This is a genomic window from Ideonella azotifigens, from assembly GCF_021043325.1.
Lineage (GTDB): Bacteria > Pseudomonadota > Gammaproteobacteria > Burkholderiales > Burkholderiaceae_C > Ideonella > Ideonella azotifigens.
In genome coordinates this window covers 195,397-219,202 of record NZ_JAJNKD010000008.1, presented here as the reverse complement: position 1 = coordinate 219,202, position 23,806 = coordinate 195,397, and the positions used below count along the sequence as shown (strand labels likewise).

Below are 23,806 nucleotides of genomic sequence, written 5' to 3'. Positions count from 1 at the left end.
TCACGATCTCCTCATTTTCGGATCCAGCGCGTCGCGCACGCCGTCGCCGGCCAGGTTGATCGAGACCACGGTGATCAGGATCGCCAGGCCGGGCAGCGTGACCAGCCAGGGCTCGGAGCGGATGAATTCGCGCGCGTCGGCCAGCATCGTGCCCCACTCTGCGGTGGGCGGCTGAGCGCCCAGGCCGAGGAAGCCAAGCGCGGCGGCTTCGAGGATGGCATCCGACACGCCGAGCGCGGCCTGCACGATCAGCGGCGCCAGGCAGTTCGGCAGCACGGTCTTGAACATCAGGCGCCACTTGCCCACGCCGGCCACGCGGGCGGCGGTGACGTAGTCCTTGCCCAGCTCGGTCTGTGCCGAGGCGCGCAGCAGCCGCACGTAGCGCGGCAGGTAGACGATGGTGACCGCGACGATGGTGTTGATCAGGCTGGGGCCCAGCACCGCGACGACCAGGATGGCCAGCACCAGGCTGGGCACCGCCATGATCAGGTCCATCACGCGGGTGATGACCACGTCCACCGTCTGGCCCAGCTTGCCGTCGAACGAGACACAGGCCAGGCCCAGCAGCACGCCGACGACAAACGAAACGCCCATCACCGACAGGCCGATGAACAGCGAGATGCGCGCGCCGAAGATCAGCCGTGTGAGCATGTCGCGGCCCAGGCTGTCGGTGCCCAGCAGGAACTGCCGGCTGCCGCCTTCGGCCCAGGCGGGCGCGGCGCGCACGGCTTCGCGGAACTGCTGGTCTGGCGCGTAGGGCGCCACCCATTCGGCGAACACCGCGAGCAGCACGACCACCACGACGATCACCAGGCCCAGCATCGCGCCGCGGTTTTCGGAGAAGGACAGCCAGAACTGGCGCGCGGCCGAGGGCGGCGCGCTGGTCTTGGCAACAGGAGAAACAGCCATTTCAGCCATGACGAATTCGCGGGTTGATCAGGCCGTAAGTCAGGTCGACCACAAGGTTCACCAGGATCACCACGCCGGAGATCAGCATCACGCCGCCTTGCAGCGCGGGGTAGTCGCGGCGGGCGATGGACTCGATCAGCCACTTGCCGATGCCGGGCCACGAGAAGATGGTCTCGGTCAGCACCGCGCCGGCCATCAGTGCGCCCACTTGCAGGCCGATGACGGTGACCACCGGGATCAGCGCATTGCGCAGCGCATGCAGCCCGACCACGCGCCAGGCCGGCAGGCCCTTGGCGCGCGCGGTGCGCACATAGTCCTCGTTCAGCACTTCCAGCATCGCAGAGCGCGTCATGCGGGCAATGACGGCCAGCGGCACCGTGCCCAGCACAATGCCGGGCAGCACCAGGTGGTGCAACGCATCCAGCACCGCGCCTGGCTGGCCAGAGAGCCAGGCATCGATCACCATGAAGCCGGTGACCGGCTCGAAGTAGAAGTTGATCAGGTCGATGCGGCCGGAGACTGGCGTCAGGCCCCAGCGCTCGCCGACGAACATGATCAGCAGCAAGCCCCACCAGAAGATGGGCATGGAATAGCCGGTGACCGACAGGCCCATCAGCGTCTGGTCGAAGATGGTGCCGCGCTTGGCTGCCGCGATGGTGCCGGCCGGCAGGCCGATCAGCGCGGCAAACAGCATCGCGAAGATGCTCAGCTCCAGCGTGGCCGGGAACAGCGCCAGGAACTCGGTCAGCACCTTCTGGTTGGTCGCCAGCGAGGTGCCGAAGTCGCCGTGCAGCAGCTGCACGAAGTAGTCCCAGAACTGCTTCCAGATCGGCTGGTCCAGCCCCAGCTCATGGCGGAAGAAGGCCAGCCGCTCGGCACTGATGCCGCGCTCGCCAACCCGCACTTCCACAGGGTCGCCCGGCACCAGCCGGATGGCCACGAAGGTGACGAACATCAGGGCGATGAAGGTCGGCACCGTGAGCGCCAGGCGGCGCCAGAGAAAACGGAACATGCGTGCGTTTGCTTTTGGGTCTTACCAGACGTCGCTGCGTGTCAGCAGGAACCAGTTGCCGCGGGTCAGCTGGTAGACGCTGACGGCACCATAACGCTGTTCGCCGTCGGCGCCAAAGCGCATGCTGCTGGTCACCGGGGCCAACGGGTCGAGGGTCTTCAGCGTTTCGACCAGGGTCTTGCCGTCCACGCTGTGCGACTTGCGGATGGCCGACATCAGCACATGCACGGCGTCGTACGCATAGTGCGCAGCGTAGACCGGGTCGTGCTTGAACTCGGTGCGGAAGTTGTTCAGGAAGATCTTGCCGCCGAGGAATTCGCCGGCCGCGACGATGGGCGAGGTGGCGTAGATGTTGCCGATCTCGGGGTTGATCTTGAGCAGGCCTTCGGTCTTGATGGTGTCGCCACCGACGATGCTGATGTTGTGCAGGCCGGCGGCCAGCAGCTGGTCGGCCAGCGCAATGGTCTGGAAGTCGGCCAGCGTGGTGACCAGCACATCCACCTTGTTGTCCTTGATGCCGGCCACCAGCTTGGCGAACTCGGTGGTCTTGTCGTCCAGCGACATGGTCAGGCCGACGGTCTTGTTGCGCGTCTTCAACTGGCCTAGGGCCAACTCGGCCAGGCCCTTGCCGTAAGGCGTCGCGTCGTCAACCACCGCGTAGACGTGCTGGCCCGGCAGCTGCGCGGCAAACGAGCCCATGGCCTTGGACTGCAACGCGTCGCTGGCGACCAGGCGGAAGGTCGTCGGCAGGCCCATCTTGGTGTATTCGGGCTTGGTCGAGATGGCCAGCTGCGGGATCATCTTCTCGGCGTACAGTGGGGCTGCCGCCATGCTCACGCCGGAATTCAGGTGCCCGATCACGGCGACCACGCCCGCGTCGATCAGCGTCTTGGCAGCCTGCTTGCCGGCCTCGGCGTCGGCCTTGTCGTCGGCGGCCACGACTTCCAGCTTGATCGTCTTGCCGTCGATCTTGAAGCCTTCCTTGTTCAGCTCCTCGACCGCCATCTTCGTGCCGTCCAGCATGTCCTGCCCCAGGTCCTTCAGCGGGCCGGACAGCGGTTGGGCGACGCCGATCTTGATCGTGTCGGGCAGCGGGTGGCACGCGCTCAGCATGCCGGCCAGGCACAGCGTGGCCAGGACCGCCAGGGAAGGAAGACGACGGAGGTTCATTGTGGGCTGCGGTGGGGTGGGTAAAACCGTGGCGCTGCCGCGCTGCGTGGGCGCGGCGATGCGCGCCGGCCGGGCACTTGGGCGCCCCCAGACCTGCCGCTTCGCGTCAGGCCCCCCGAGGGGGTCAAGAAAACTCGGGAACGGTCCTTTGTTTTCTTGAGAGCTGGGTGCGCCGGCCGGCCAGGCGGGCTCGCTTTACTTCAGCGAGACGCCGTTGAATTCATGCGTGTTGAACGGGCTCTGCTTGTAGCCCGTGACCTGCTTGCGCATGACCTCGTAGACCACCGAGTGGGCGATCTTGAAGTCCGGCGCCTCCTCGTGTTCGATGACCTGCATTTCCTTGTACAGCTTGGTGCGCTCCTTCATGTCCGCGGTGGCGCGGGCCTTCAGCAGCTTCTCGTCGAAGGGCTTGAAGCACCACTTGGAGAGGTTCTGGCCACCGGGGCGAGCGGCGTCGCAGCCGTGCAGGAAGAAGAAATTGTCGGGGTCGCCGTTGTCGCCGTTCCAGCCCAGCATGCCGGTCTGGTGCTCGCCCTGCTGCAGGCGCTTGCGGTACTCGCCCCACTCGAACGTCACCAGCTTGGCATTCACGCCGATCTTGGCCAGGTCGGCCTGCATCATCTCGGCCACGCGCTTGGCGTTCGGGTTGTACGGGCGCTGCACCGGCATGTACCAGAGGTCCAGCTCGATGGGGGTCTTCACGCCGGCCTTGGCCAGCAGCGCCTTGGCCTTGGTCGGGTCGTACGGCCAGTCCTTGACCGCGTCGTTGTAGGCCGGAATGGTCGGCGGGATCAGGTTGACGGCCGGTGCGCCGGCACCGAGGTAGACGTCCTTCAGGATCGCTGCCTTGTCGATGGCCATCGTCAGCGCCTGCCGGACTTCCTTCTTGTCCAGTGGCGGCTTCTGGGTGTTGAAGGCCCAGTAGGCGATGTTCAGGCCGGGCTGGCTGATGACGTTCAGCGTGGCGTCCTTCTGCATCTCCGGCAGGTCGGCCGGACGCGGGTAGGCGCTCAGGTGGCATTCGCCGGCCTTGATCTTGGAGTAGCGCGCGGTCGGGTCGGTGGTGATGGCGTAGACCAGGTCGTCCACCTGAGCCTTCTCGCCGAAGTAGGCCTTGTTGGCCTTGTAGCGGATCACCGCGTCCTTCTGGTAGGTCACGAACGAGAACGGGCCGGTGCCGACGGGGATCTGGTCGAACTGTTCCTTCTTGTTGGCCTTGGCCAGGAAGTCAGCGTATTCGGCCGAGTAGATGGCCGCGAAGTCCATCGCCAGGTTGGCCAGCATGGTCACGTTGGCCGTTTTCAGCGTCATCTTGACGGTGTAGTCGTCCAGCTTTTCCAGCGCGAGCAGGTCGTCCTTGAGGCCCATGTCGGCGAAGTAGTCGTACTTGCCGCCGGAGACCTTGGCATAGGGGTGGTCCGCTTTCCATTGGCGCTCGAAGCTCCAGAGCACGTCATCGGCGTTGAAGTCGCGCGTGGGGGTGAAGCCGTTGACGCCGCTGTGGAACTTCACGCCCTTGCGCAGCTTGAAGGTGAAGACCTTGCCGTCGGGCGACACGGTCCAGCTCTCAGCCAGGCCGGGCTCGACGGTGGTGGTGCCGCGCGCAAAGTGCGTCAACCGGTCATAGACGGGTCGGGCCGCGTCGAAGCTGGTGCCGGTGGTGTTCAGCGCCGGCGTGAAGTTCTCGGGCGAACCTTCGGAGCAATACACCAGGGTCTTGGCGCTGGCGGCGCTGCCGCAGGCGGCGAGCAGGGCCAGGGCGAGGGTGGACAGCAGCTGAGGGGCGGATGCACGCATGCAGGGGTCTCCGGGGGACGGGGTCACCGTCGCGAGAGTTGATCGGGTCGTCGGATGGACGGGGCGGCGTCAAGGCAGCGGATGGTACGGCCGGCAGCCTGACGCGCGGATTCTGGCTTGCTCGGGATTTTCCTCTAGCTTTGGCTCAACTCACCGACACCTTGGTCGACCTGTGCAGGCGAGCAAGTTTCAGGCCGGCATTCAGCCGGCGTTCAGGCAGATGATTCAGGCAGGGCCAGGGGCCAGTCGCTCGGCCGCTGGAAGGCCGGGTTGCGCAGTGCATGCACGAAGTGGTCGCGCCAGGCGCCGTCGATGAACAGGTAGTCCCGCGACAGCCCTTCCACCTCGAAGCCCAGCCGCGCCAGCACCGACAGGCTGGGCTTGTTCTCCGGCCGCACGGCCGCCTGCACCCGGTGCAGGTTGACCCGCGCCGAGAACATCTCGGCCAGCCCGGCCTGCAGCGCCTCGTGCATCAGGCCGCTGCCCTGGCTGGCTTCGTCCAGCGCATAACCCAGCATGCAGCTGTGGAAGGCGCCGCGGGCGACCTGGTTGAAATTCACGCTGCCAATCACCTGGGTTGGCGCCTCGCGCGGCAGCACCCAGTAGCGAAAGCCCTGGCCGGCCGAAAACGCGCTCAGCCCTTCCTGGATGCGCGCGGCCTGTGCTTCGGCGGTGAAGAACACCTCCGGCGTCGGCGGGTCCCAAGGCGCGAAGTGAGCACGGTTGCGTTGGTAGAACTCGGCCACGGCGTCGGCCAGCGCAGGGTCACCCGCGGTGAGCAGCAGGCGCGGCGTGGTCAGGATGGTTTTGGCGGCAGACAGCAGCATGGCCACCCAATCTATCCCAGATCGGGCGGCAGTCGCGAGACGCGAGCAGGGGCGTCTGTTCCCCGGCAGCCCCTCAGGCTGGCGCGCTCGCCGTGTCCAGCGCCTGGGCCAGCCGCGGCGCTTCTGGGCCGAAGGCGTAGACATCCATGCCCATGTGGCCGAAGGTCACGCTGTCGTGCAGGCGCAGGCCGGTGGGCGCGTCGCCCGCAGCGCCGGCCGCCACGAACCAGGGCAGCAGATGCTCGTCGGTCGGGTGCATGAAGGCGGCGTGCGGGGCCTGGCGGCGGTAGTCGGTCAGCGCGGCCCAGTCGGCAGCTTGGGCCTGCTGGTGGAACCAGCCGCGGAAGGCGGCGCTTTCCTCGCGCTCGGGCGCCTCCAGCGTGCGTGCGCCGCCGGCAAAAAGCCGCAGGTTGTGCGTGATCGCGCCGCTGCCCATCACCAGCACGCCCTCGCCCGCCAGCGGTTGCAGCGCGTGGCCGAGTTGCAGCAGTTGCGCCGGTGTCCAGTTCGGCGGCCAGGCCAGCGGCAGGATGGGCACGTCGCCGTCCGGGTACATCGAGCGCAGCGGTGTCCAGATGCCGTGGTCCAGCCCGCCTTCGTCGACGACGTGCACCGGCACGCCAGCGTCCTTCAGCAGCGCTTGCACCCGCTGGGCCAGCGCCGGCGCGCCAGCGGCCGGGTAGCGCAGGTCGAACAGCGCCTGCGGGAAACCGCCGAAGTCGTGCACCGCCTCGTGCCGCGGTGCTGCCAGCAGCACCGGCTCGCGGGTCAGCGAGTGGGCTGAAACGGCCAGGATGGCCTTGGGCCGGCAGAAGGCGGCGTCGATCGCCGGGCCGAGCCGGGCCCAGAAAGCGCCGGCGGCGCCCGGTTCCAGCGCCGTCATGGGCGAGCCGTGGGAGATGTAGAGGCTGGGCAGAGTGTGCGACATGATGGCCTCATTGCAGCAGCCCCCGCGGCCCTGGTCGTTCGATTGGCTTGCACGCAGCGTTCGACTTGGCTGGGAACGTTCGTGTACCGTGGCGGCCATGCCCGACACGTCACCCGTCTCGCCCGCCGCTTCGGCCGCGGTTTCTCCGTCGATCTGGCGCCTCGCCGCCCGGCAGATGCTGCGCGACTTCGCTGCAGGTGAGCTGCGGCTGGTGCTGGTGGCCGTGGTGCTGGCCGTGGCGGCGCTTAGCGCGGTCGGCTTTTTTGCGGACCGGCTGCAGGCCGGCCTGAAGCGCGACGCGGCCCAGTTGCTGGGCGGCGACCTGGTGATCAACAGCGACCACCCGCTGCCGCCGGACTATGTGCAGCAAGCGCAGAAGCAAGGCCTGGTGGCGGCCCACACGGCACAGTTTCCCAGCATGGCCCGCGCGCCGGACAGCCTGGGCGGCGCCAGCCGGCTGGTGGCCGTGAAGGCCGTCAGCCAGGGCTACCCGCTGCGTGGCGCCTTGAGCCTGCAGCAAACCGCCAACGGTCCTGCCAAGCCCGGCCCCGGCATGCCGGCCGCTGGTGAGGTCTTCGTGGACCCGGCGCTGGCCGAGGCGCTGGCGCTGAAGGTGGGCGACCCGCTGCTGCTGGGCGACGCGCAGCTGCGCATTGCCGCGCTGATCGCGCTGGAGCCTGACCGCGGCACCGGCTTCCTCAGCTTCGCGCCACGCGTCATGCTCAACGAGGCCGACCTGCCGGCCACAGGCCTGGTGCAGCCGGCCAGCCGCATCACCTACCGCACGCTGCTGGTGGCACCGCTGGGCCAGGAAAAGGCGCTGGCGCCTTACATGGCCTGGGCCCAGCAGGCGATCAAGGACCAGGGCCAGCGCGGCACGCGGGTCGAATCCCTGAACTCCGGCCGGCCGGAAATGCGGCAGACGCTGGACCGGGCCGACAAGTTCCTGAACCTGGTCGCCTTGCTGGCGGCCTTGCTGGCCGCGGTGGCGGTGGCGATTGCCGCGCGCGACTTCGCCCAGCGCCACCTGGACGACTGCGCGATGCTGCGCGTGCTCGGCCTGTCGCAGCGGCAGATCGCCGGCATCTACGCGATCGAGTTCGGCGCGCTGGCGGTATTGGCCAGCCTGCTGGGTGTGCTGGCGGGCCTCGCGCTGCACGGGCTGTTCGTCAACCTGCTGGGCAGCCTGGTGCCGGCCACGCTGCCTCCGCCCGGCTGGGCGCCCGCCGCGTTTGGCATGGGCGTGGGTATCACGCTGATGCTGGGCTTTGGCCTGCCTCCCGTGCTGCAGTTGGCGCGCGTGCCGCCGCTGCGCGTCATCCGCCGCGAGCTGGGCAGCATCAAGCCGCTGTCGCTGGGCGTGCTGCTGGCGGCGGGCGGCGCGTTTGCCGCGCTGCTGATGGGCGTGGCGCGGGACTTGACGCTGGGCTTGATCGCGGTCGGCGGTTTTGCCGCGGCGGTCGGCGTGTTTGCGCTGCTGGCCTGGCTGTCGGTGCTGGCGCTGCGCCGGCTGGTGCCGGAGAGCCGGGCGCCGCGCTGGCTGGTGCTGGCCACGCGCCAGGTCGCGGCGCGGCCGGCTTTTGCGGTGCTGCAGGTCTCGTCGCTGGCCGTGGGCCTGATGGCGCTGGCGCTTTTGGTGCTGCTGCGCACCGATCTCATCACCAGCTGGCGCCAGTCCACGCCACCTGATGCGCCGAACCGCTTTGTCATCAACATCGTGCCCGAGCAGGCCGAGGCCTTCCGCCAGCAGTTGGTGAAGGAAGGCGTGACCGGCGGCGACTGGTTCCCAATGGTGCGCGGCCGGCTGACGACGATCAACGGCGAGCCCATTGCCGAACGGCTGGCGCAGCGCGAGGACGCGCGCCGCTCGGTCGAGCGCGAGCTGAACCTCAGCTACTCGGCCCAGATGCCGGCGCACAACCAGCTGGTCGCCGGGCAATGGCGAGCTGGCGAGGCCGACGGCCTCAGCGTCGAAGAAGGCCTGGCCAAGAACCTGGGCCTGAAGCTGGGCGACGTGCTGCATTTCGACATCGGCGGCCAGCCGCGCGAAGGCAAGGTCACCAGCCTGCGCAAGGTGGACTGGACCTCGATGCGTGCCAACTTCTTCGTGATGTTCCCGGTGGCCGACATGCCGGACCTGCCCACCACCTTCATCTCCGCCTTCCGCGCCCCGGCCACGTCTGGCTTCGACAACCGCCTGACGCACGAATTCCCGAACGTCACCGCCGTCGACATCTCGGCCACGCTGGCCCAGCTGCAGCAGGTGCTGGACCAGGTGATCCAGGCGGTCGAGTACCTCTTCGTCTTCACCGTCGCAGCCGGCCTGGCCGTGCTGTTCGCCGCACTCAGCGCCACCCGCGAGCAACGCGCGCGGGAGTATGCCGTGATGCGCGCCTGCGGCGCGAGCGGCCGCCTGCTGGCTCAGGTGCAGCGGGCAGAACTGCTGGGCGTAGGCGCGCTGGCCGGCGTGCTGGCCTCGCTCGGCGCGATGGTCGTCGGCTGGGCCCTGGCCCGCTTCGCCTTCGACTTCACCTGGACCGCCGCGCCCTGGGTGCCGGTGGTGGGCGCGCTGGTCGGTGCCTTGCTGGCGTTGGCGGCGGGGTGGTGGGGGTTGAGGGAGTTGCTAAGGCGGCCGGTGATGGAGACCTTGAGACGGGCGGGGTTGCTTTGACTCGCCGGGGTCATCATTGGCCCCAAGCTCGAAGCATTCGAGTCTCAGGTTCGCCCGGCTGTGCTTTGACGTTGCAACGCGAATGCAACACAATGGTCGCATGAAGACTTCAATCCTTCCCCAAGTGCGCGTGGAGCCGCAGCTCCGCGCTGACCTCGAGTCAGTGCTTCGTGAGGGCGAGACGCTCTCGGAGTTTGTCGAGGCCTCGGTCCGCAAGGCGGTCGACTTCCGGCGTGTGCAGGATGACTTTTACGCTCGCGGCGAGGCGTCCTGGCAGGACTACCAACGCACGGGCGAGGCCTATCCTGTCGATGACGTGCTGGCCGAGCTGAGGGCCATGACCGATGCCAGACGCAAGCAGCTTGGCCTGTGAGCTACCTGGTTGAACTGAGTGCGTCCGCCAGGTTGGACTTGATCCGCCTCCACGAACACCTTCTGAGTCGGGCTCAAACTCACGAGGACATCGAAGCGGCTCAGCACGCGATCGCCGCCATCGGAGAAGCGGTTTCGGCCCAGCTGAAGACCAATCCGTTCATTTGCCGCAAGGCGACAGCAGGCGGTCGCCGGCGTGAACTGGTCATCCCATTCGGCCGCACCGGCTATGTCGCCCTCTTCGAAGTCATTCCGACGATGGAGGAGGTGCAGGCCAAGGTACTCGTGTTGGCTGTCCGCCATCAACGCGAAGAGGACTATCACTGAAGCCTGCATCTTCTTGGTTGATGTCGGCGCCCGCGCGGTGTTTGTGTCCGGCAAGGCTTGGCTACAGCCGAGCCAGCAACTCCGCCTTCTTCGCACTGAACTCCTCGGTCGTCAGCACACCCGCGGCATGCAGCTCGGCGAGCTTTTGCAGGGTTGCGAGCAGATCGGTCGGCGATGCGCTTGAATTGCCGAACGACATCGGCGCAGGGTTGACTGGCAGCGGCGCCATGCCGTTGATCGACACCACCGGCAGGCTGTTCAGCGGGACCGTGCCGTACTGGCTGCTGCAGGTCATGGTGCCGTCCGCGGCTTGTTGCTGCGAGAAGCCGCCGATCTGGTGGTCCAGCGTGTCGTAGATGGTGACGGTGCCGCCAATGTCCACCGCTAGGCGCCGGGCCTGGGCGAAGTAGGCGTAACGGGCGCCGTTCTGGCTGCCAGTGCTGTTCGGGAAACGCAGGCTGGGGCCCCACCAGTCGGGCGGCGGGGGCGTGAACAGGTTGTCGGCCGATGCGTAGCTGTTGTCTGCCGAGTCGCCGGACGGGCCCCAGCCCACCGCAGGCATCGGAGCGCCCTGGTTCTGGGACTGGAAGCTGCCGGCCTGCATCAGGCCGGGCTGTTGGGCGACCAGGTTGGACAGCTCGCTGCAGAGGTTGTCGACCCGGCCCTTGAGGTAGTTGTTGAACATGTCCGACACCATGGTCATGCCGCCGCGCATCCACTGGCCGGAGCCGGCGAACTCGCCATGGCTGAACTGCGCCATGCCGCCGTTGCCGCGCACCACGGCGTCCAGCATGTGCATCACCGCGTCCTGGCTGAAGCCGTGTCGCTGGGCGATGTCGTTGATGGCCTGCTGGCCGGCGGGGGAAAGGTGTCGCATCGCGCGGAGCCTCGGATTGGCACGCCTGGTGGCGCAAGGAAAGATCGTCACACCAGCCGATCAGGGCCGGTGGGTGCCAATGGTAGAGGCGCCCGCATGACAGGCCTGTTCCGGGGGCAGTCGCCGTGGCCGGCCTGAACGTCGTCGAGGCGCGCCCAGCGCCACATGGATGGACGCCGAACAGGGGAGAGACAGCCGACCCGGCCTTGGCGACCATGGCTGTTCCTCAACTTTTTCTGAACGGAAACCAAGTGATGCACCTTTCACCTGCTTTTGCCTCGCGGGTGGCTGCTGTTCGGCTGCTGCTGGGCGCATCGACCGTCTGTCTTGCCGCACTGGCTGTCACGCCCGCCCAGGCTGCTGCTGCCTACACCTTCACCATCCTGCCTACGCTGGGCGGCGACTTCGAGCGGGCCACTTCCATGGCCCAGAACGGCTGGGTGGCCGGCGCTTCGGGCAATCCATCGGGCTTCTCGAATGCCACGGTGTGGCAGCAGAAGCTGGCGGTGGACTTCGGGCCGGACGAATTGCGCAACAGCGCTGCCAATGGCCTGAACGAGACCGGCGACGTGGTGGGCTATGGCGAATACAACGCGCAGACCACCGGCATCTGGTGGCACGGCAGCGCAGACAACTACACGGTGCTGCCGCCGCTGCCCACCGGCCGCATCTCGTATGCCGCCGATGTCAATGCCGGTGGCGAGGTGGTCGGCCGTGCGGAGTACACGCCAGGCCGTTCGCATGCCACCTTGTGGCGCAACGCCGCCCCGCTGGATCTGGGCACGCTGGGCGGCGAGGAAAGCGAGGCGACTGCCATCAACGATGCTGGCGTGGTGGCTGGCTGGGCCATCACCGCAGACGGCTACCAGCATGCCGCGCGCTGGATCAATGGCGTGGTGACCGACATGGGCACGCTGCCCGGCGGTCAATTCAGCGAGGCTTATGCGCTCAATGAAAACGGCGAGATGGCCGGCGTGTCGGATCTGGGCGCGATCAACGTGCACGCGACGCTGTGGAGCGGCGGCAGCGTGATCGACCTGGGCACGCTGGGCGGCAGCATCAGCCAGGCCAAGGCGCTCAACAACCTGGGCACCGTGGTCGGCTGGGCCTACACCGCCTCCGAGCGCTATCCGCACGCCACGATCTGGACCAACGGCCAGATCGCCGACCTGAACCAGCTGGTGGAGCCGGCTGTTCTGGCGCTGGGCTGGCGGCTGCGCCAGGCCATGGCCGTCAACGACGCGGGTCTGATCGCCGGTGAGTCCTACAACGTCTTCACCGGGCTGACCAAGGTGTTCCTGCTCACGCCCAAGCCCTGAAGCCCGGGCCCGTCAGGCGGTTCAGCGTCAAGCGTTCGCCGGCAGGCGGAAGCGGCCGACCAGGTGGGTCAGCTGTTCGGCCTGCTGCTTCATGCTCTCCGCCGCCGCAGCCGACTCTTCGACCAGCGCGGCGTTCTGCTGCGTCATCTGGTCCAGGTGCGTGACCGCGCCATTGACCTGGCTGATGCCCTGGCTCTGCTCGGCGGTGGCGGTGGTGATCTCGCCAATGATGTGGCTCACGCGCTGCACCGAGGTGACGATCTCGGTCATGGTGCGGCCGGCGTCGCCGACCAGGCGGGCGCCGCCGTCGACACTTTCGACCGAACTGCCGATCAGGCTCTTGATCTCGCGGGCGGCTCCGGCCGAGCGCTGGGCCAGGTTGCGCACCTCGCCAGCCACCACCGCGAAGCCGCGGCCTTGTTCGCCGGCGCGGGCCGCTTCCACGGCCGCGTTCAGCGCGAGGATGTTGGTCTGGAAGGCGATGCCGTCGATCACGCCAATGATGTCGGCGATCTTCTTCGAGCTGGCGCTGATGGCGCTCATGGTCGCCACCACCTCGCCGACCACGGTGCCGCCGCGCGCGGCCACTTCGGCGGCGGTGGCGGCCAGCAGGTTGGCCTGTTGGGCCGAGGCAGCGGACTGGCGCACCGTGACGGTCAGCTGTTCCATCGAGGCGGCGGTCTCCTGCAGGCTGGAAGCGGTCTGCTCGGTGCGGGCGCTCAGGTCGTGGTTGCCGGTGGCGATCTCCGAGCTGGCGGTGCCAATGCTGTCGGTCGTCGTGCGCACCTGGCTGACCAGGTCGCGTAGGTTGTCGGTCATGGAGCCCAGTGCGCGCATCAGCACGGCGACCTCGTCCCGGCCCTCGGCCCGCACCTGCACCCGCAGGTCACCGCCGGCAACCTGGCCGGCGACGTCTGCGGCGCGGGCCAGCGGCCGGGTGATGGAGACGGTGAGCAGCCAGGCGAAGCAGGCGCCCAGGCCCAGTGCCACCAGGCCCAGCATGCCCATCAGCCATTGGCTTTGCCAAGCCAGCGCGTCGTTCTCGGCGGCCAGCGTGTCGATGTGCCGGTGCTGGTAGTCGATCAGCGCCTGCATCTTCTCCATGTAGACCTTGGCGGCGGGGCGGAACTCGTTGGCCAGCAACTGCTCCGCGGCTTCGGAGTTGCCCTCGCGCTTGGCGGCGCCAACCTTGTCGCGCGCCGCGATGTACTTCTTGCGCTCGGCGTACACGCCTTCCAGCAGGCTGCTTTCCTCGGCGCTTTTGGGCATGGCCTCCAGCAGCTTGGCGATCTCGGTGCCGCGCGCGGTGGTGATCTTCACCTCGGGCGCGAACTGCGCTTCCAGCGTCGTGTCGGCGCTTTTGGCAATGGCGGTGTAGCGCATCACGCCGACGGCGATGTTGCGATACCACTCCTCGAACATGCGCTCCTTGGCGAGCGGCGTTTCCATCGTCGCGCGCATCGAGGCCTCCAGCGAGTGCAGGCGCCAGATGCCGGTCAGCGCCATCGCCGCGATCAGGCTCAGCACGATGGCGAATCCCCCGCCCAGCCGGGCCCCCAGCTTCCATCGGTTCAAGGACATGGCGAAACGAGCCTTTCAATGTTCGGGTTTGTGTGGGGGATATCGACTCAGCGGCAACGCAGCTTGAGGTGTTCACGCTGGCCCGCCAAAGCAAGAAGGCCGTCGCAAGCGACGGCCTTCTCGAATCCGCACGGCGGGTGAACGAAGCGCCCCCGGCGGCCGGCGCCGAGCCGCCTCAAGGCGGCCGCGCAACCCGCCCGGCGGGTGGTTCGGCGTTTCGCCGAACCGGGTGCTCCATTTCCCGCCGAACCGGGCGCCCCATTTCAGGAGTTGTCGTCGATCAAGCCCATGTCGGACGAGCTCATCAGCTGCGTGATGTCCATCAGGATCAGCATGCGTTCGCCGACGTTGGCGATGCCGGTGATGAAGGACATGTCGACATTGGCGTTCATGGCCGGAGCTTCCTTGACTGCGTCGCTGGAGAGTTCCAGCACGTCGGAGACGGAGTCGACCACGGCACCGACGACGCGGCCCTTGATGTTCAGCACGATCACGACGGTGAAGTCGTTGAACTCGGCCTGTTCGCAGTTCAGCTTCACGCGCAGGTCGATGATCGGCACGATCACGCCGCGCAGGTTGACCACGCCCTTCAGGAAGGCGGGCGCGTTGGCGATGCGGGTCGGCTGCTCGTAGGAGCGGATTTCCTGCACGCGCAGGATGTCGATGCCGTATTCCTCGCCGCCGAGGCGGAAGCTCAGGTATTCGCCGTGCGTGACGGCGGCAGCGCCTTTGGCGGCCTTGCCCGCCCGCGCGGCCTCGTGCCGGGCCACTTGCTTGGCTTCGGTGATCATGTCCATGGTGTTGGGTCCTTTGCGTGGGATGGGCGGGCCTTCTTGCGGCACCGCATGACGTTGATATCGGCCGTTTCCCGGCGATGTGAAGGGGCTTCTAGAAACTCGTCCAGTCGGTGTCGCCACCGGCTGTTGCTGGCGCTGCCGCCTGTGCCACCACCGATGCGCGGGGCTTCGCCGGCACCGGCTTGCTGGCGGGCCTGGCGCTCTCCGTGGGGGCTGCGGTGCTGGCGGCGGCCTTGGGCTTGGGCGCAGCTGGCGGCGCTTCGGCGTGGCTGGTGGCGCTGAGCTGGAAGGTCGACACCACCTGCGCCAGGCGCAGGGCCTGTTGCTTCATGGTGTCGGACGCGGCGGCACTTTCCTCGACCAGTGCGGCGTTCTGCTGCGTCATCTGGTCCAGCTCCGCCACTGCGCCATTGATCTGGCCAATGCCGTCGCGCTGCTCGACCGTGCTGGCGGTGATCTCGGCAATGATGTTGGAGACGCGGCGCGAGGATTCGACGATCTCGTTCATCGTCGTGCCGGCGTCCTGCACAAGGCGCGAGCCGTTCTCGACCCGGTCGACCGAGGCGCCGATCAGCGCCTTGATCTCGCGCGCGGCTTCGGCCGAGCGCCCGGCCAGGCTGCGCACCTCGCCGGCCACCACCGCGAAGCCGCGACCCTGCTCGCCGGCACGGGCGGCTTCCACGGCAGCATTCAGCGCCAGGATGTTGGTCTGGAAGGCGATGCCATCGATCACGCCGATGATGTCGCCGATCTTGCGCGACGCGGCCTGGATCTGGTCCATCGTCGTCACCACCTCGGCGACCGCTGCGCCACCGCGCTGGGCGACCTCGGCGGCCGAGCTGGCGAGTTGGTTGGCTTGCGCTGCGGCTTCGGCGCTCTGGCCGACCGAGCCCGTGAGTTGCAGCATCGACGAAGCCGTCTGCTGCAGCCGGCCGGCCGTCTGCTCCGTGCGGTTGGACAGGTCCTGGTTGCCGGTGGCGATTTCGCTGCTGGTCGTGGCGATGCTGCTGGCCGCGTGGCGCACCGTTTGCAGCGAGTCGTGCAGGCGCTGCACCATGCGCATCAGGCTGCGCTGCAGCTGGCCGATCTCGTCGCTGCGCTGGTTCTCGCCGGCTTGCTGTGACAGGTCGCCATCGGCCACCGCCTCGGCCAGCGCCGAAGCTTCGCGCAGCGCCTGGATCACCCTGCGCAGCAGCGCGGCGCAAACCAGCACCGCCACCGCCGTCAGCAGCAGGCTCAGCAGGCCCAGGCCCAGCGAATTGCGCTGGCCACGCGAGGCAGAAGCCTCCTGCGTGTGCTGGCCTGCGGCCTCGATGCTGTCGATCAGCTTGGACATGGCCTGGCTGGCCGCCTTGAAGCTGGCGTCGGCACCCTGCATCGCGGCCACGCCGGTGTTCGGGTCGACCTGGGCCAGGTCAATCGCCTGATCGGCCTGCTTGGCATAGGCGGCGAGGTCCTTGGCGACCTGCTGCGCGTTGTCGCGCAAGGCCTGGTCGTCGTGCAGGTCGCTGATGTCCTGGGCCACGCGGGAGATGTCCTGCACCTGCTTGGGCAGGCTGGTGCGCACCGCCTTCACGGCGGGCTCGTCCATCGAGGCGATCAGCGTCAGCGTGCGATACACGCCGCTGTGCATCTGGCCCATCTGCTCCTGCACGCTGGTGACGGTGCGCAACTGGTCCAGCGCGGCGGTGAAGACCTCGGCATTGCTGCTGGCCTCGCGCTGCATCAGCGCGCCGTTGATCGCGCCGCCGGTCAACGCGACCAGGGCCGTGATGATGGGCGGCAGCAGCAGTTTGGTTCCAAGTTTCATGAAGGACTCCGGCGCGGCACGGGTTGCGGCTTATTTGTAGATGCCGCCGCAGACGACGGTTTCATCCAGCCGCTCGCAGTACATCGCCTTGGGCTCGATCTTCTTGGTCTCGGGGTTGGTGAACTTGTAGTCCTGCCAGAAGCTGGGCTTGGCCTTGGCCAGCTCCACGCGTTCCTTGACGAAGGCCTTGCCGTCCACGTCCTTCAGCTCGATCAGGTTCTTGCCCACCATCTTTTCGTTGGCACCGTGGGCCAGCACCGTGCCGTCCATGCTGTAGACGGTCAGGTACAGGTCTTCATGGCGGAACTGGCCTGTCTTGCTGGTGATTTCGGCGTAGGCCTTTTCCTTGCCGCTGGCTTTCACGAAGGTCACACCTTTCTTGACCATCGCGATCGCGTCGGCCTCGGTGGCACCGCCTGCGGCGGCATGGGCGACGGAGCAGCCGAGAGCGACGGCGGCGGTGATCAGGGTGGCGGTGAAATGGCGCATGGGTGTCTCCTTGGGCTGAGGAAATCCGGTGCCGCGCGAGGCGGCTGGCCGGTGGCTTGGCCCTGGCACGGGCCGGTGTTGTTCACGGGGCAATCAACTTGTCTTCGAGGGATATCGGCAACTGCCGCGAAGACCTGATGGTGAGAAGGCGGTGGGCGCGGCTCAGCGCAGCCGGAAATTGGCCACCGCGCCGCTCAAGGCCTGCGCCTGCTGCTGCAGGCTGTCGGCCGAGGCCGCGCTTTCTTCGACCAGCGCCGCGTTCTGCTGCGTCATCTGGTCCAGCTGGCCCACCGCGAGGTGGATCTGGCCAATGCCGTCGCTCTGCTCGGCGGCACCGGTGCTGATATCGCGCACGATGTCGCCGACCCGGCGCACCGAGCGCACGATCTCTTCCATCGTCGCGCCGGCGTCGCGCACCTGGCGCGTGCCGCTGTCGACCTGCTCGACCGAGGCCTGGATCAGGCGCTTGATCTCGCGCGCCGCCTCGGCCGAGCGGCCGGCCAGCGAGCGCACTTCGCTGGCAACGACCGCGAAGCCGCGGCCTTGCTCACCGGCGCGGGCGGCTTCCACGGCGGCGTTCAGCGCCAGGATGTTGGTCTGGAAGGCAATGCCGTCGATCACGCCGATGATGTCGGCGATCTTCTGGCTCGCGTGGTTGATCTGGTCCATCGTGGCGACGACCTGGCCCACCGCTGTGCCGCCGCGCTGTGCGACCTCGCTGGCCGAGCCGGCCAGCGTGTCGGCCTGCTGGGCCGAATCTGCGCTGTGGCGCACGGTGCCGTTCATCTGGGTCATCGCGCTGGCGGTTTGCTGCAGGTTGCTGGCGGTCTGCTCGGTGCGCTGGCTCAGGTCGGCATTGCCGGCGGCGACTTCGGCCGAGGCATGGGCAATCGCTTCCGCGCTGTCGTGCACCGTCAGCAGTGCCTGGCTGAAGCGCTGGCGCATGTGCTCCAGGTCTTTTGCCAGTGCGCCCACTTCGTCGTTGCGGCCGCTGCGCATCGGTTCGCGCAGGTCCCCGTCGGCCAGGCGGTGCACGCCCACGGCCAGCTCGGCCAGCGGCGCGGCCACGCGGCGGCGCATCAGGTCGCGCAGGCCCAGGCCCAGCAGCAGCGCGCTGCCCAGCACCAGCCCGGCCAGCCAGCGCATCGCGGCCCAGTGCTCGCGCAAGGCCTCGCGCTGCGACCATTCGGCCACCAGCAGCCAGCCGGTGCTGGCCACGCTGCGCACCACGGCGCGCTGGCTGTCGTCGGCCGGGTTGCCTCGCAGCAGTGCGCCAGCTGGCAGCGCCACTGGCGTGTCGGTGGCGCTCAGCAGCAGCTCGGCCTGTGGCGCCACTTCCAGCAGTTTCTTGCCGGCCGCATTCGGGTGGGCCAGCAGCAGCGCGTCCTTGGCTTCCTTCTTCGGGTCGATCAGCACCAGGCCGCCCGTTTCGAACAGCCGGCCTTCGTTGACCACCTTGACGATGGAGGCCTGGATGGCGCTCAGGTCGAAGCCGACGAACAGGATCGCGATGATCTTGCCGCCGCTGTCCTTGACCGGCTCGTAGCGCGTCATGTAGGGCTTGCCGAACAGCACCGCGCGGCCGACGAAGGGCTCGCCGGCATTGACCGGCTTCCAGGCCGGGCTGGCCGGGTCCAGCAGCGTGCCGACGGCGCGCTCGCCGTTTTCCTTCTTCAGCGAGGTGCTGATGCGGCGAAAGCCGTCGCCGTCGCGCATGAAGATGGTGGCCACGCCGCCGGTCAGTGTGTGGAACTTGTCGACCTCCGCAAATTCATTGTTCAACACGGTGCCGTCGTGCAGCAGCTGGCCATCGGCCAGGCTCAGCGTGCCGGGCAGCAGCGAGCGGAAGCCGGCGTGGGCCTGCAGGGCCGACTCGCGCGCCGCGGCGTCGAAGGCGTCGATCATGTGGGCGACGGCTTCGGTGCGCTGCAGCGCCTGCTGCGTCACCTGGAGCTGCTCGGCCCGGGTGGCCCGCCAGCCCAGCAGGCTGCCGACGGCCAGCAGCATCAGCAGGCTGGCGCTGGCTCCGAGCAAGGCCACGTCACGGGCGATCGAGCCCGAAGGGCGCGCGGAAGAGGGGTGTGAGGTTTGCATTCGGAGTTTCAGCCGAGTCGGAAGGTGGCGACAACGTCGGCCAGTTGGCGGGCTTGCTGCTTCAGGCTCTCGGCTGCGGCAGCGCTTTCTTCGACCAGCGCGGCGTTCTGCTGCGTCATCTGGTCGAGCTGGTTGACGGCGGTGCCGACCTCGCCGATGCCACGGCTCTGGTCACCGGCAGCGCCGCTGATTTCGTTGATGATGCTGCTGACGCGCTGCACCGAGGCGACGATCTCGCCCATGGTGCTACCGGCGTCCTGCACCTGGCGCGCGCCGTTCTCGACCCTGTCGACCGAGGCACCGATCAGGCCCTTGATTTCCCTGGCGGCGTTGGCGCTGCGCTGCGCCAGGCTGCGCACTTCGGTGGCCACGACCGCAAAGCCGCGCCCTTGCTCGCCGGCGCGGGCGGCTTCGACGGCGGCGTTCAGCGCCAGGATGTTGGTCTGGAAGGCGATGCCGTCGATCACGCCGGTGATGTCGGCAATCTTGCGGCTGGACTGGTTGATCTGCGCCATGGTCTGCACCACCTGCTCGACCATCTCGCCGCCGCGATGGGCCACGGCCGAGGCGGAGGTGGCGAGCTGGCTGGCCTGCAGCGCCGCGTCGGCGCTGTGGCGCACGGTGCCCGTCAGCGTCTCCATCGAGGCTGCGGTTTCCTGCAGGTTGCTGGCGGCCTGCTCGGTGCGCTGGCTCAGGTCCAGGTTGCCGGTGGCAACCTCGTCGCTGGCGATGCGGATGCTGTGGGCACTGTCGCGCACCTGGCCGACGATGCCGCGCAGCGAATGCTGCATGTCGCCCAGTGCGCGCATGAAATTGGCCACTTCGTCGCGCCCTTCGTCGGCGATGTTGGCCGACAGGTCGCCCCTGGCAATGTCGCCGGCCAGGTGGGCGGCGCGGTGCAGCGGGCCGGTGATGGAGCGCACCATGGTCAGCATCAGTGCCGCCATGCCGCCCAGCACCACCAGCATCACGCCAATGCGAACGCTGGACTGTGCGGCTTCGGAGCTGCGGTCGGCTTCGCGGGTGCTGGCAATCTGCTCATGGGTCTGCACCACCCACTTGTTGAACACGTCGCGGGCCTGGTCCAGGTCGGCCTGGGCCTGGCCGGCGTAGGCATAGGCGGCGGTGGCGTCCATCTTGGCGTCCACCACCTGCTGCAGGATGTCTTCCAGCGGCTTGACGTGGGCTTCGAAGCCGTCCACGCCAGGCTTGAGGGCGGCGGCGCGTTCGGGGTCGGCCATCACGGCCTGGAGCTGCGTGCGGGTTGCGGCAACGGTCTTCTTCCACTGCGCGTGGTAGTCGCCGGCTTCGTTGGCATTGTTGCCATTGAGCATCACCGACTGTTCGAGGCGCTGCACACGTTCGAGCGCAGCCAGGATGGCGCTGGTGTCGCGCGAGGTCGCGGCCTGCATGTCCAGCATGTCGCCCACGTGCTGCTGCAGCGCGCGGAAGCTGATGGCGGACCAGCCGCCCATTGCGAGGATCAGGATGCAGAGGGTGAGGGTGCTGCCCAGCAGCCGCTGTCGGATGGTGAAGCGGCGGAGAAAGTGGTTCATGGCGATGGCGCGGATGGGTTGGAGCGGGCCTGGGGTGGCCCGGACGGCAAAGCTCGCGTCTCCATGGGTATCCGTTGTCGCCACGCGCCGCGCAGGGCGCGGGGCATGACCCGGTCTTTGCCGGGTTCTGGCGTCAGGAAGCGGTGGTCCGCTGATCGGGGGTCAGAAAGTTTCCCAGTCGCTTTCGTTGATGGCGGCGCTGGTCGCAGCGGTGGCGGCCTGGGCACGCGGCGCCGGTGCGGCTGCGGGCTTGGCGACGGCCTTGACGGTGCTGGTTGCGGCCGGCTTGGTGACTTTCGACGGCGACGCGGCGGGCTTGGCCTCCGCAGCCGAGGTCGGGCTGGCGGCGGGCGCCTTCGGGGCCGGCACCGCCACCGGGGCGGCGACCGGGGAAGAGGCGTCGACACGGAAGCGCGCCACGACGCTGTTGAGCCGGCTGGCCTGGTCCTTCAGGCTCTCTGCGGCAGCGGCGCTTTCCTCGACCAGCGCGGCGTTCTGCTGCGTCATCTGGTCCAGCTGCACCACGGCCGAATTGACCTGGTTGATGCCCTTGCTCTGCTCGGAAGCGGCGGTGCTGATCTCGCGCACGATGGCGGTGACGCGCTGCACCGAGCTGACGATGTCGCCCATGGTGCTGCCGGCGTCCTGCACCAGGCGGGCGCCGGTGTCGACCTTCTCGACCGAGGCATTGATCAGGCGCTTGATCTCGCGCGCGGCTTCGGCCGAGCGGCCAGCCAGGCTGCGCACTTCACCGGCCACGACCGCGAAGCCGCGGCCTTGCTCACCTGCGCGGGCGGCTTCCACGGCGGCGTTCAGTGCCAGGATGTTGGTCTGGAAGGCGATGCCGTCGATCACGCTGATGATGTCGGCGATCTTGCGGCTGGCGCTGTTGATCTCGTCCATCGTGTGCACCACCTGGGCCACGACCTCGCCGCCGCGCTCGGCGACGCTGGAGGCCGAGCCAGCCAGCTCGCTGGCATGGTTGGCCGAGTCGGCGCTCTGGCGCACGGTGCCGGTCAGCTCTTCCATGGCGCTGGCGGTTTCTTCCAGGCTGCTGGCGGCCTGCTCGGTGCGGGCGCTGAGGTCGGTGTTGCCGGAGGCCACTTCGCTGGCCGCCGCATGGATGCTGCCCGAGGTGCTGCGGACTTCACCGACCAGGCCGGCCAGCGACTGCTGCATGTGCTGCAGCGAGCGCAGCAGCTCGCCGGCCTCGTCCTTGCCGGTGGCGTCGATGCGGTGCGTCAGGTCGCCTTCGGCGATCGCGTTGGCGATTTCGGTGGCATGCATCATCGGCTTGATGATGGAGGCCGAGTTCAGCAGCGTGGCCGGCACGACGACGATGACCACCACCGCCAGCACGCCGATGAACATGATCAGCGTCATGTGCATCTTCTCGTTGAACTCGCGCTGGGTGCTCAAGGCCTCGTTGTCGATGATCTGCTCGATCTTCTCGAACTTGGTCTCGGCCGACGCGATCGATTCCTTGGCGCGGCCCAGCATCTTGTCGGCCGTGCGGGCGTTGTCGAACGCGCCGGCCTCGATCTGCTTGATCACGCGGCTGGTGCCCTCGGTGTAGGCCGCCACGTCCTTCAGCGCCTCGCGTGCCACCGCGTTGTCTTCATCTTCCTCGCCTTCGAGCAGCGCATTGATCGCCTTGTTCAGCGAGGCCACGCTCTCGCGCCATTTGGCGGCATGGGCCTGCACCGAAGCCGTGTTTTCGTAGTCGATGACCATGCTCTTCTCGTAGAGCCGCACGGCGCCCAGGTGCTCGCGGATCGACGCAACATCCTTGATCTCGAGGATGGAGGCGGTCATGAACGAGGTGTTCAGTTCGGCCATCTGGCTGCCGCCGATCAGGCCGGTGGCGCCGACCAGTGCGAACAAGGCCAGCACGATGCCGATCGCGCCTTGCATGCGCAATCGGATCTTGAAGTTCCGCATCCAGGTCATCATGGTGGGTAGGCTCCGGTGTTTCTTGGGTTCAAGGCAATGAAGTGGCAAAGGCCGGCGTTGCCGCCTCGCGCTGCAGTGGTGTCAGAAGCTGGCCCAGTCGTCGTCACCTGCGGGCGCGGGCACGCGGGCCGCCGGGGGCGGCGCAGCGGCGCGTGCGGGCGCAGGCGAAGGTGCGCGGGCAGTCACAGGCCTGGCCGCCGGCTTGTGTGCGGCGGCGGGGCGGGCGACCGTCTTCGCGGCGGCAGGCGGTGCGGGCTTGGGCGCCGCTTGCGCCGCACCAGCCTGGTCCTGCAGCCGGAAGTTGGCGACCACGCCAGCCAGGCGCGAAGCCTGTTCCTTCAGGCTCTCGGCAGCGGCGGCAGACTCTTCCACCAGCGCAGCGTTTTGCTGCGTCATCTGGTCGAGCTGGGTCACGGCGCTGTTGACCTGGCCGATGCCGCTGCTTTGTTCGCTGGCGGCGGCGCTGATCTCGCCAATGATGTCGGACACGCGCTGCACGCTGGAGACGATCTCGGTCATGGTCGAGCCGGCGTCCTGCACCAGGCGGGTGCCGCTTTCGACACGTTCGACCGAGGCGCCGATCAGGGTCTTGATTTCACGCGCGGCCTCGGCCGAGCGGCCGGCCAGGCTGCGCACTTCGCCGGCCACGACCGCGAAGCCGCGGCCTTGTTCGCCGGCGCGTGCCGCTTCGACGGCCGCGTTCAGCGCCAGGATGTTGGTCTGGAATGCGATGCCATCGATCACGCCGATGATGTCGGCGATCTTCTTCGAGCTGGTGCTGATCTCGCCCATGGTCGAGACGACCTGCGAAACCACGTCGCCGCCGCGGCGCGCCACCTCGGCGGCTGAGCTGGCCAGTTGGTTGGCCTGGGCTGCAGCGTCGGCGCTCTGGCGCACGGTGCCGGTCAGCTCGGAGATGGAGTTGGCAGCCTGCTGCAGGCTGGAGGCGGTCTGCTCGGTGCGCGAGGACAGGTCCTGGTTGCCGGTGGCGATCTCGCTGGCGGCCACGGTCACGCCGTCGGCGCCGGTGCGGATCGAGGTGATCGAGCGGCGCAGTTCGGCCTGCAGCTCGGACAGCAGACCCAGCAGCACGGCGGTTTCCGGGTTCGCATTGACCGGGCGGATTTCCTGAGACAGGTCGCCCTTGGACAGGTTGCGCACCAGGCCGCAGAAATGCACGTTGAACTGACGGATCACCATCAGGCTGCCGACGTAGATCGCAGCAGCCACGGCGTTCAGGGTCAGGCTGGAGGCGAGCACGGCGGTCGTGGTCCAGCCAAGCGACAGGCCGGTCGCGACACAGGCCTGGCCGGCTGC

The 23,806-nt window shown here is 68.1% G+C and carries 18 protein-coding genes and 1 pseudogene; 4 read left to right on the top strand and 15 right to left on the bottom strand.

What is annotated here, in order from left to right; genetic code table 11:
* From LRH25_RS18320 to LRH25_RS18295, 6 genes are all read right to left on the bottom strand, one after another.
* Nucleotides 1-918 carry an ABC transporter permease subunit gene (locus tag LRH25_RS18320; RefSeq protein ID WP_141288590.1) on the bottom strand — a complete coding sequence of 306 codons (918 nt, stop codon included), beginning with the start codon at nt 916-918 and terminating at the stop codon, nt 1-3.
* A complete protein-coding gene (locus LRH25_RS18315; RefSeq protein WP_141288591.1) occupies nt 911-1,921 on the bottom strand; it encodes an ABC transporter permease subunit in 1,011 nt (336 codons plus the stop codon). The genes LRH25_RS18320 and LRH25_RS18315 overlap by 8 nt, the downstream gene beginning before the upstream one ends.
* A 21-nt stretch (nt 1,922-1,942) precedes the next feature.
* Entirely contained in the window at nt 1,943-3,091 is a 1,149-nt protein-coding gene (locus LRH25_RS18310) for a branched-chain amino acid ABC transporter substrate-binding protein (protein WP_141288592.1), read from the bottom strand.
* A 195-nt stretch (nt 3,092-3,286) separates the two neighbouring features.
* The gene (locus LRH25_RS18305; protein WP_141288593.1) at nt 3,287-4,888 is read right to left on the bottom strand and encodes an ABC transporter substrate-binding protein; all 1,602 of its coding nucleotides are present in this window, start codon (nt 4,886-4,888) and stop codon (nt 3,287-3,289) included.
* Between the two features lie 212 nt (nt 4,889-5,100).
* The gene (locus tag LRH25_RS18300; protein ID WP_170200935.1) at nt 5,101-5,715 is read right to left on the bottom strand and encodes a GNAT family N-acetyltransferase; all 615 of its coding nucleotides are present in this window, start codon (nt 5,713-5,715) and stop codon (nt 5,101-5,103) included.
* Between the two features lie 73 nt (nt 5,716-5,788).
* Nucleotides 5,789-6,643: a dioxygenase family protein gene (locus LRH25_RS18295; protein WP_231011877.1), complete on the bottom strand. Its 855-nt coding sequence runs from the start codon at nt 6,641-6,643 to the stop codon at nt 5,789-5,791.
* Nucleotides 6,644-6,740: 97 nt separating this feature from the next.
* Between LRH25_RS18295 and LRH25_RS18290 the strand changes: the two genes are divergently transcribed.
* From LRH25_RS18290 to LRH25_RS18280, 3 genes are all read left to right on the top strand, one after another.
* Nucleotides 6,741-9,314 (top strand): ABC transporter permease, encoded by a 2,574-nt coding sequence (locus LRH25_RS18290; protein ID WP_375142181.1) that lies wholly within the window; start codon nt 6,741-6,743, stop codon nt 9,312-9,314.
* A gap of 100 nt (nt 9,315-9,414) precedes the next feature.
* Nucleotides 9,415-9,687 carry a YlcI/YnfO family protein gene (locus LRH25_RS18285; protein ID WP_141289330.1) on the top strand — a complete coding sequence of 91 codons (273 nt, stop codon included), beginning with the start codon at nt 9,415-9,417 and terminating at the stop codon, nt 9,685-9,687.
* Entirely contained in the window at nt 9,684-10,013 is a 330-nt protein-coding gene (locus LRH25_RS18280; protein ID WP_141289329.1) for a type II toxin-antitoxin system RelE/ParE family toxin, read from the top strand. Before LRH25_RS18285 ends, LRH25_RS18280 begins: the two co-directional genes overlap by 4 nt.
* Before the next feature lie 61 nt (nt 10,014-10,074).
* On the opposite strand, the gene LRH25_RS18275 is transcribed toward LRH25_RS18280, so the two are convergent.
* The gene (locus tag LRH25_RS18275; protein ID WP_141289328.1) at nt 10,075-10,890 is read right to left on the bottom strand and encodes an SHOCT domain-containing protein; all 816 of its coding nucleotides are present in this window, start codon (nt 10,888-10,890) and stop codon (nt 10,075-10,077) included.
* A gap of 254 nt (nt 10,891-11,144) precedes the next feature.
* On the opposite strand from LRH25_RS18275, the gene LRH25_RS18270 reads away from it, so the two are divergent.
* Complete coding sequence (locus LRH25_RS18270) at nt 11,145-12,209, top strand: hypothetical protein (RefSeq protein ID WP_170200965.1); 1,065 nt, start codon at nt 11,145-11,147, stop codon at nt 12,207-12,209.
* A gap of 27 nt (nt 12,210-12,236) precedes the next feature.
* Here LRH25_RS18270 and LRH25_RS18265 read toward each other — a convergent pair whose 3' ends face one another.
* The 8 genes and pseudogenes from LRH25_RS18265 to LRH25_RS18210 all read right to left on the bottom strand — a co-directional run.
* On the bottom strand, nt 12,237-13,790 hold the full coding sequence (locus tag LRH25_RS18265) for a methyl-accepting chemotaxis protein (protein ID WP_141289326.1): 1,554 nt from the start codon (nt 13,788-13,790) through the stop codon (nt 12,237-12,239).
* Between the two features lie 263 nt (nt 13,791-14,053).
* Nucleotides 14,054-14,587 (bottom strand): chemotaxis protein CheW, encoded by a 534-nt coding sequence (locus tag LRH25_RS18260; RefSeq protein ID WP_141290422.1) that lies wholly within the window; start codon nt 14,585-14,587, stop codon nt 14,054-14,056.
* A 91-nt stretch (nt 14,588-14,678) separates the two neighbouring features.
* Nucleotides 14,679-16,397 carry a methyl-accepting chemotaxis protein gene (locus LRH25_RS33165; protein ID WP_310742434.1) on the bottom strand — a complete coding sequence of 573 codons (1,719 nt, stop codon included), beginning with the start codon at nt 16,395-16,397 and terminating at the stop codon, nt 14,679-14,681.
* 30 nt (nt 16,398-16,427) lie between these two features.
* On the bottom strand, nt 16,428-16,886 hold the full coding sequence (locus tag LRH25_RS18245) for a cache domain-containing protein (protein ID WP_141290418.1): 459 nt from the start codon (nt 16,884-16,886) through the stop codon (nt 16,428-16,430).
* A gap of 162 nt (nt 16,887-17,048) precedes the next feature.
* A complete protein-coding gene (locus tag LRH25_RS33160) occupies nt 17,049-18,980 on the bottom strand; it encodes a Cache 3/Cache 2 fusion domain-containing protein (RefSeq protein WP_310742433.1) in 1,932 nt (643 codons plus the stop codon).
* 8 nt (nt 18,981-18,988) lie between these two features.
* Nucleotides 18,989-20,536: a methyl-accepting chemotaxis protein gene (locus tag LRH25_RS33155; RefSeq protein ID WP_141290998.1), complete on the bottom strand. Its 1,548-nt coding sequence runs from the start codon at nt 20,534-20,536 to the stop codon at nt 18,989-18,991.
* 162 nt (nt 20,537-20,698) lie between these two features.
* A complete protein-coding gene (locus LRH25_RS18215) occupies nt 20,699-22,489 on the bottom strand; it encodes a methyl-accepting chemotaxis protein (protein WP_231011876.1) in 1,791 nt (596 codons plus the stop codon).
* Nucleotides 22,490-22,570: 81 nt separating this feature from the next.
* Nucleotides 22,571-23,641: pseudogene (locus LRH25_RS18210) on the bottom strand (methyl-accepting chemotaxis protein); the annotation flags it as partial.
* Between the last annotated feature and the right edge of the window lie 165 nt (nt 23,642-23,806).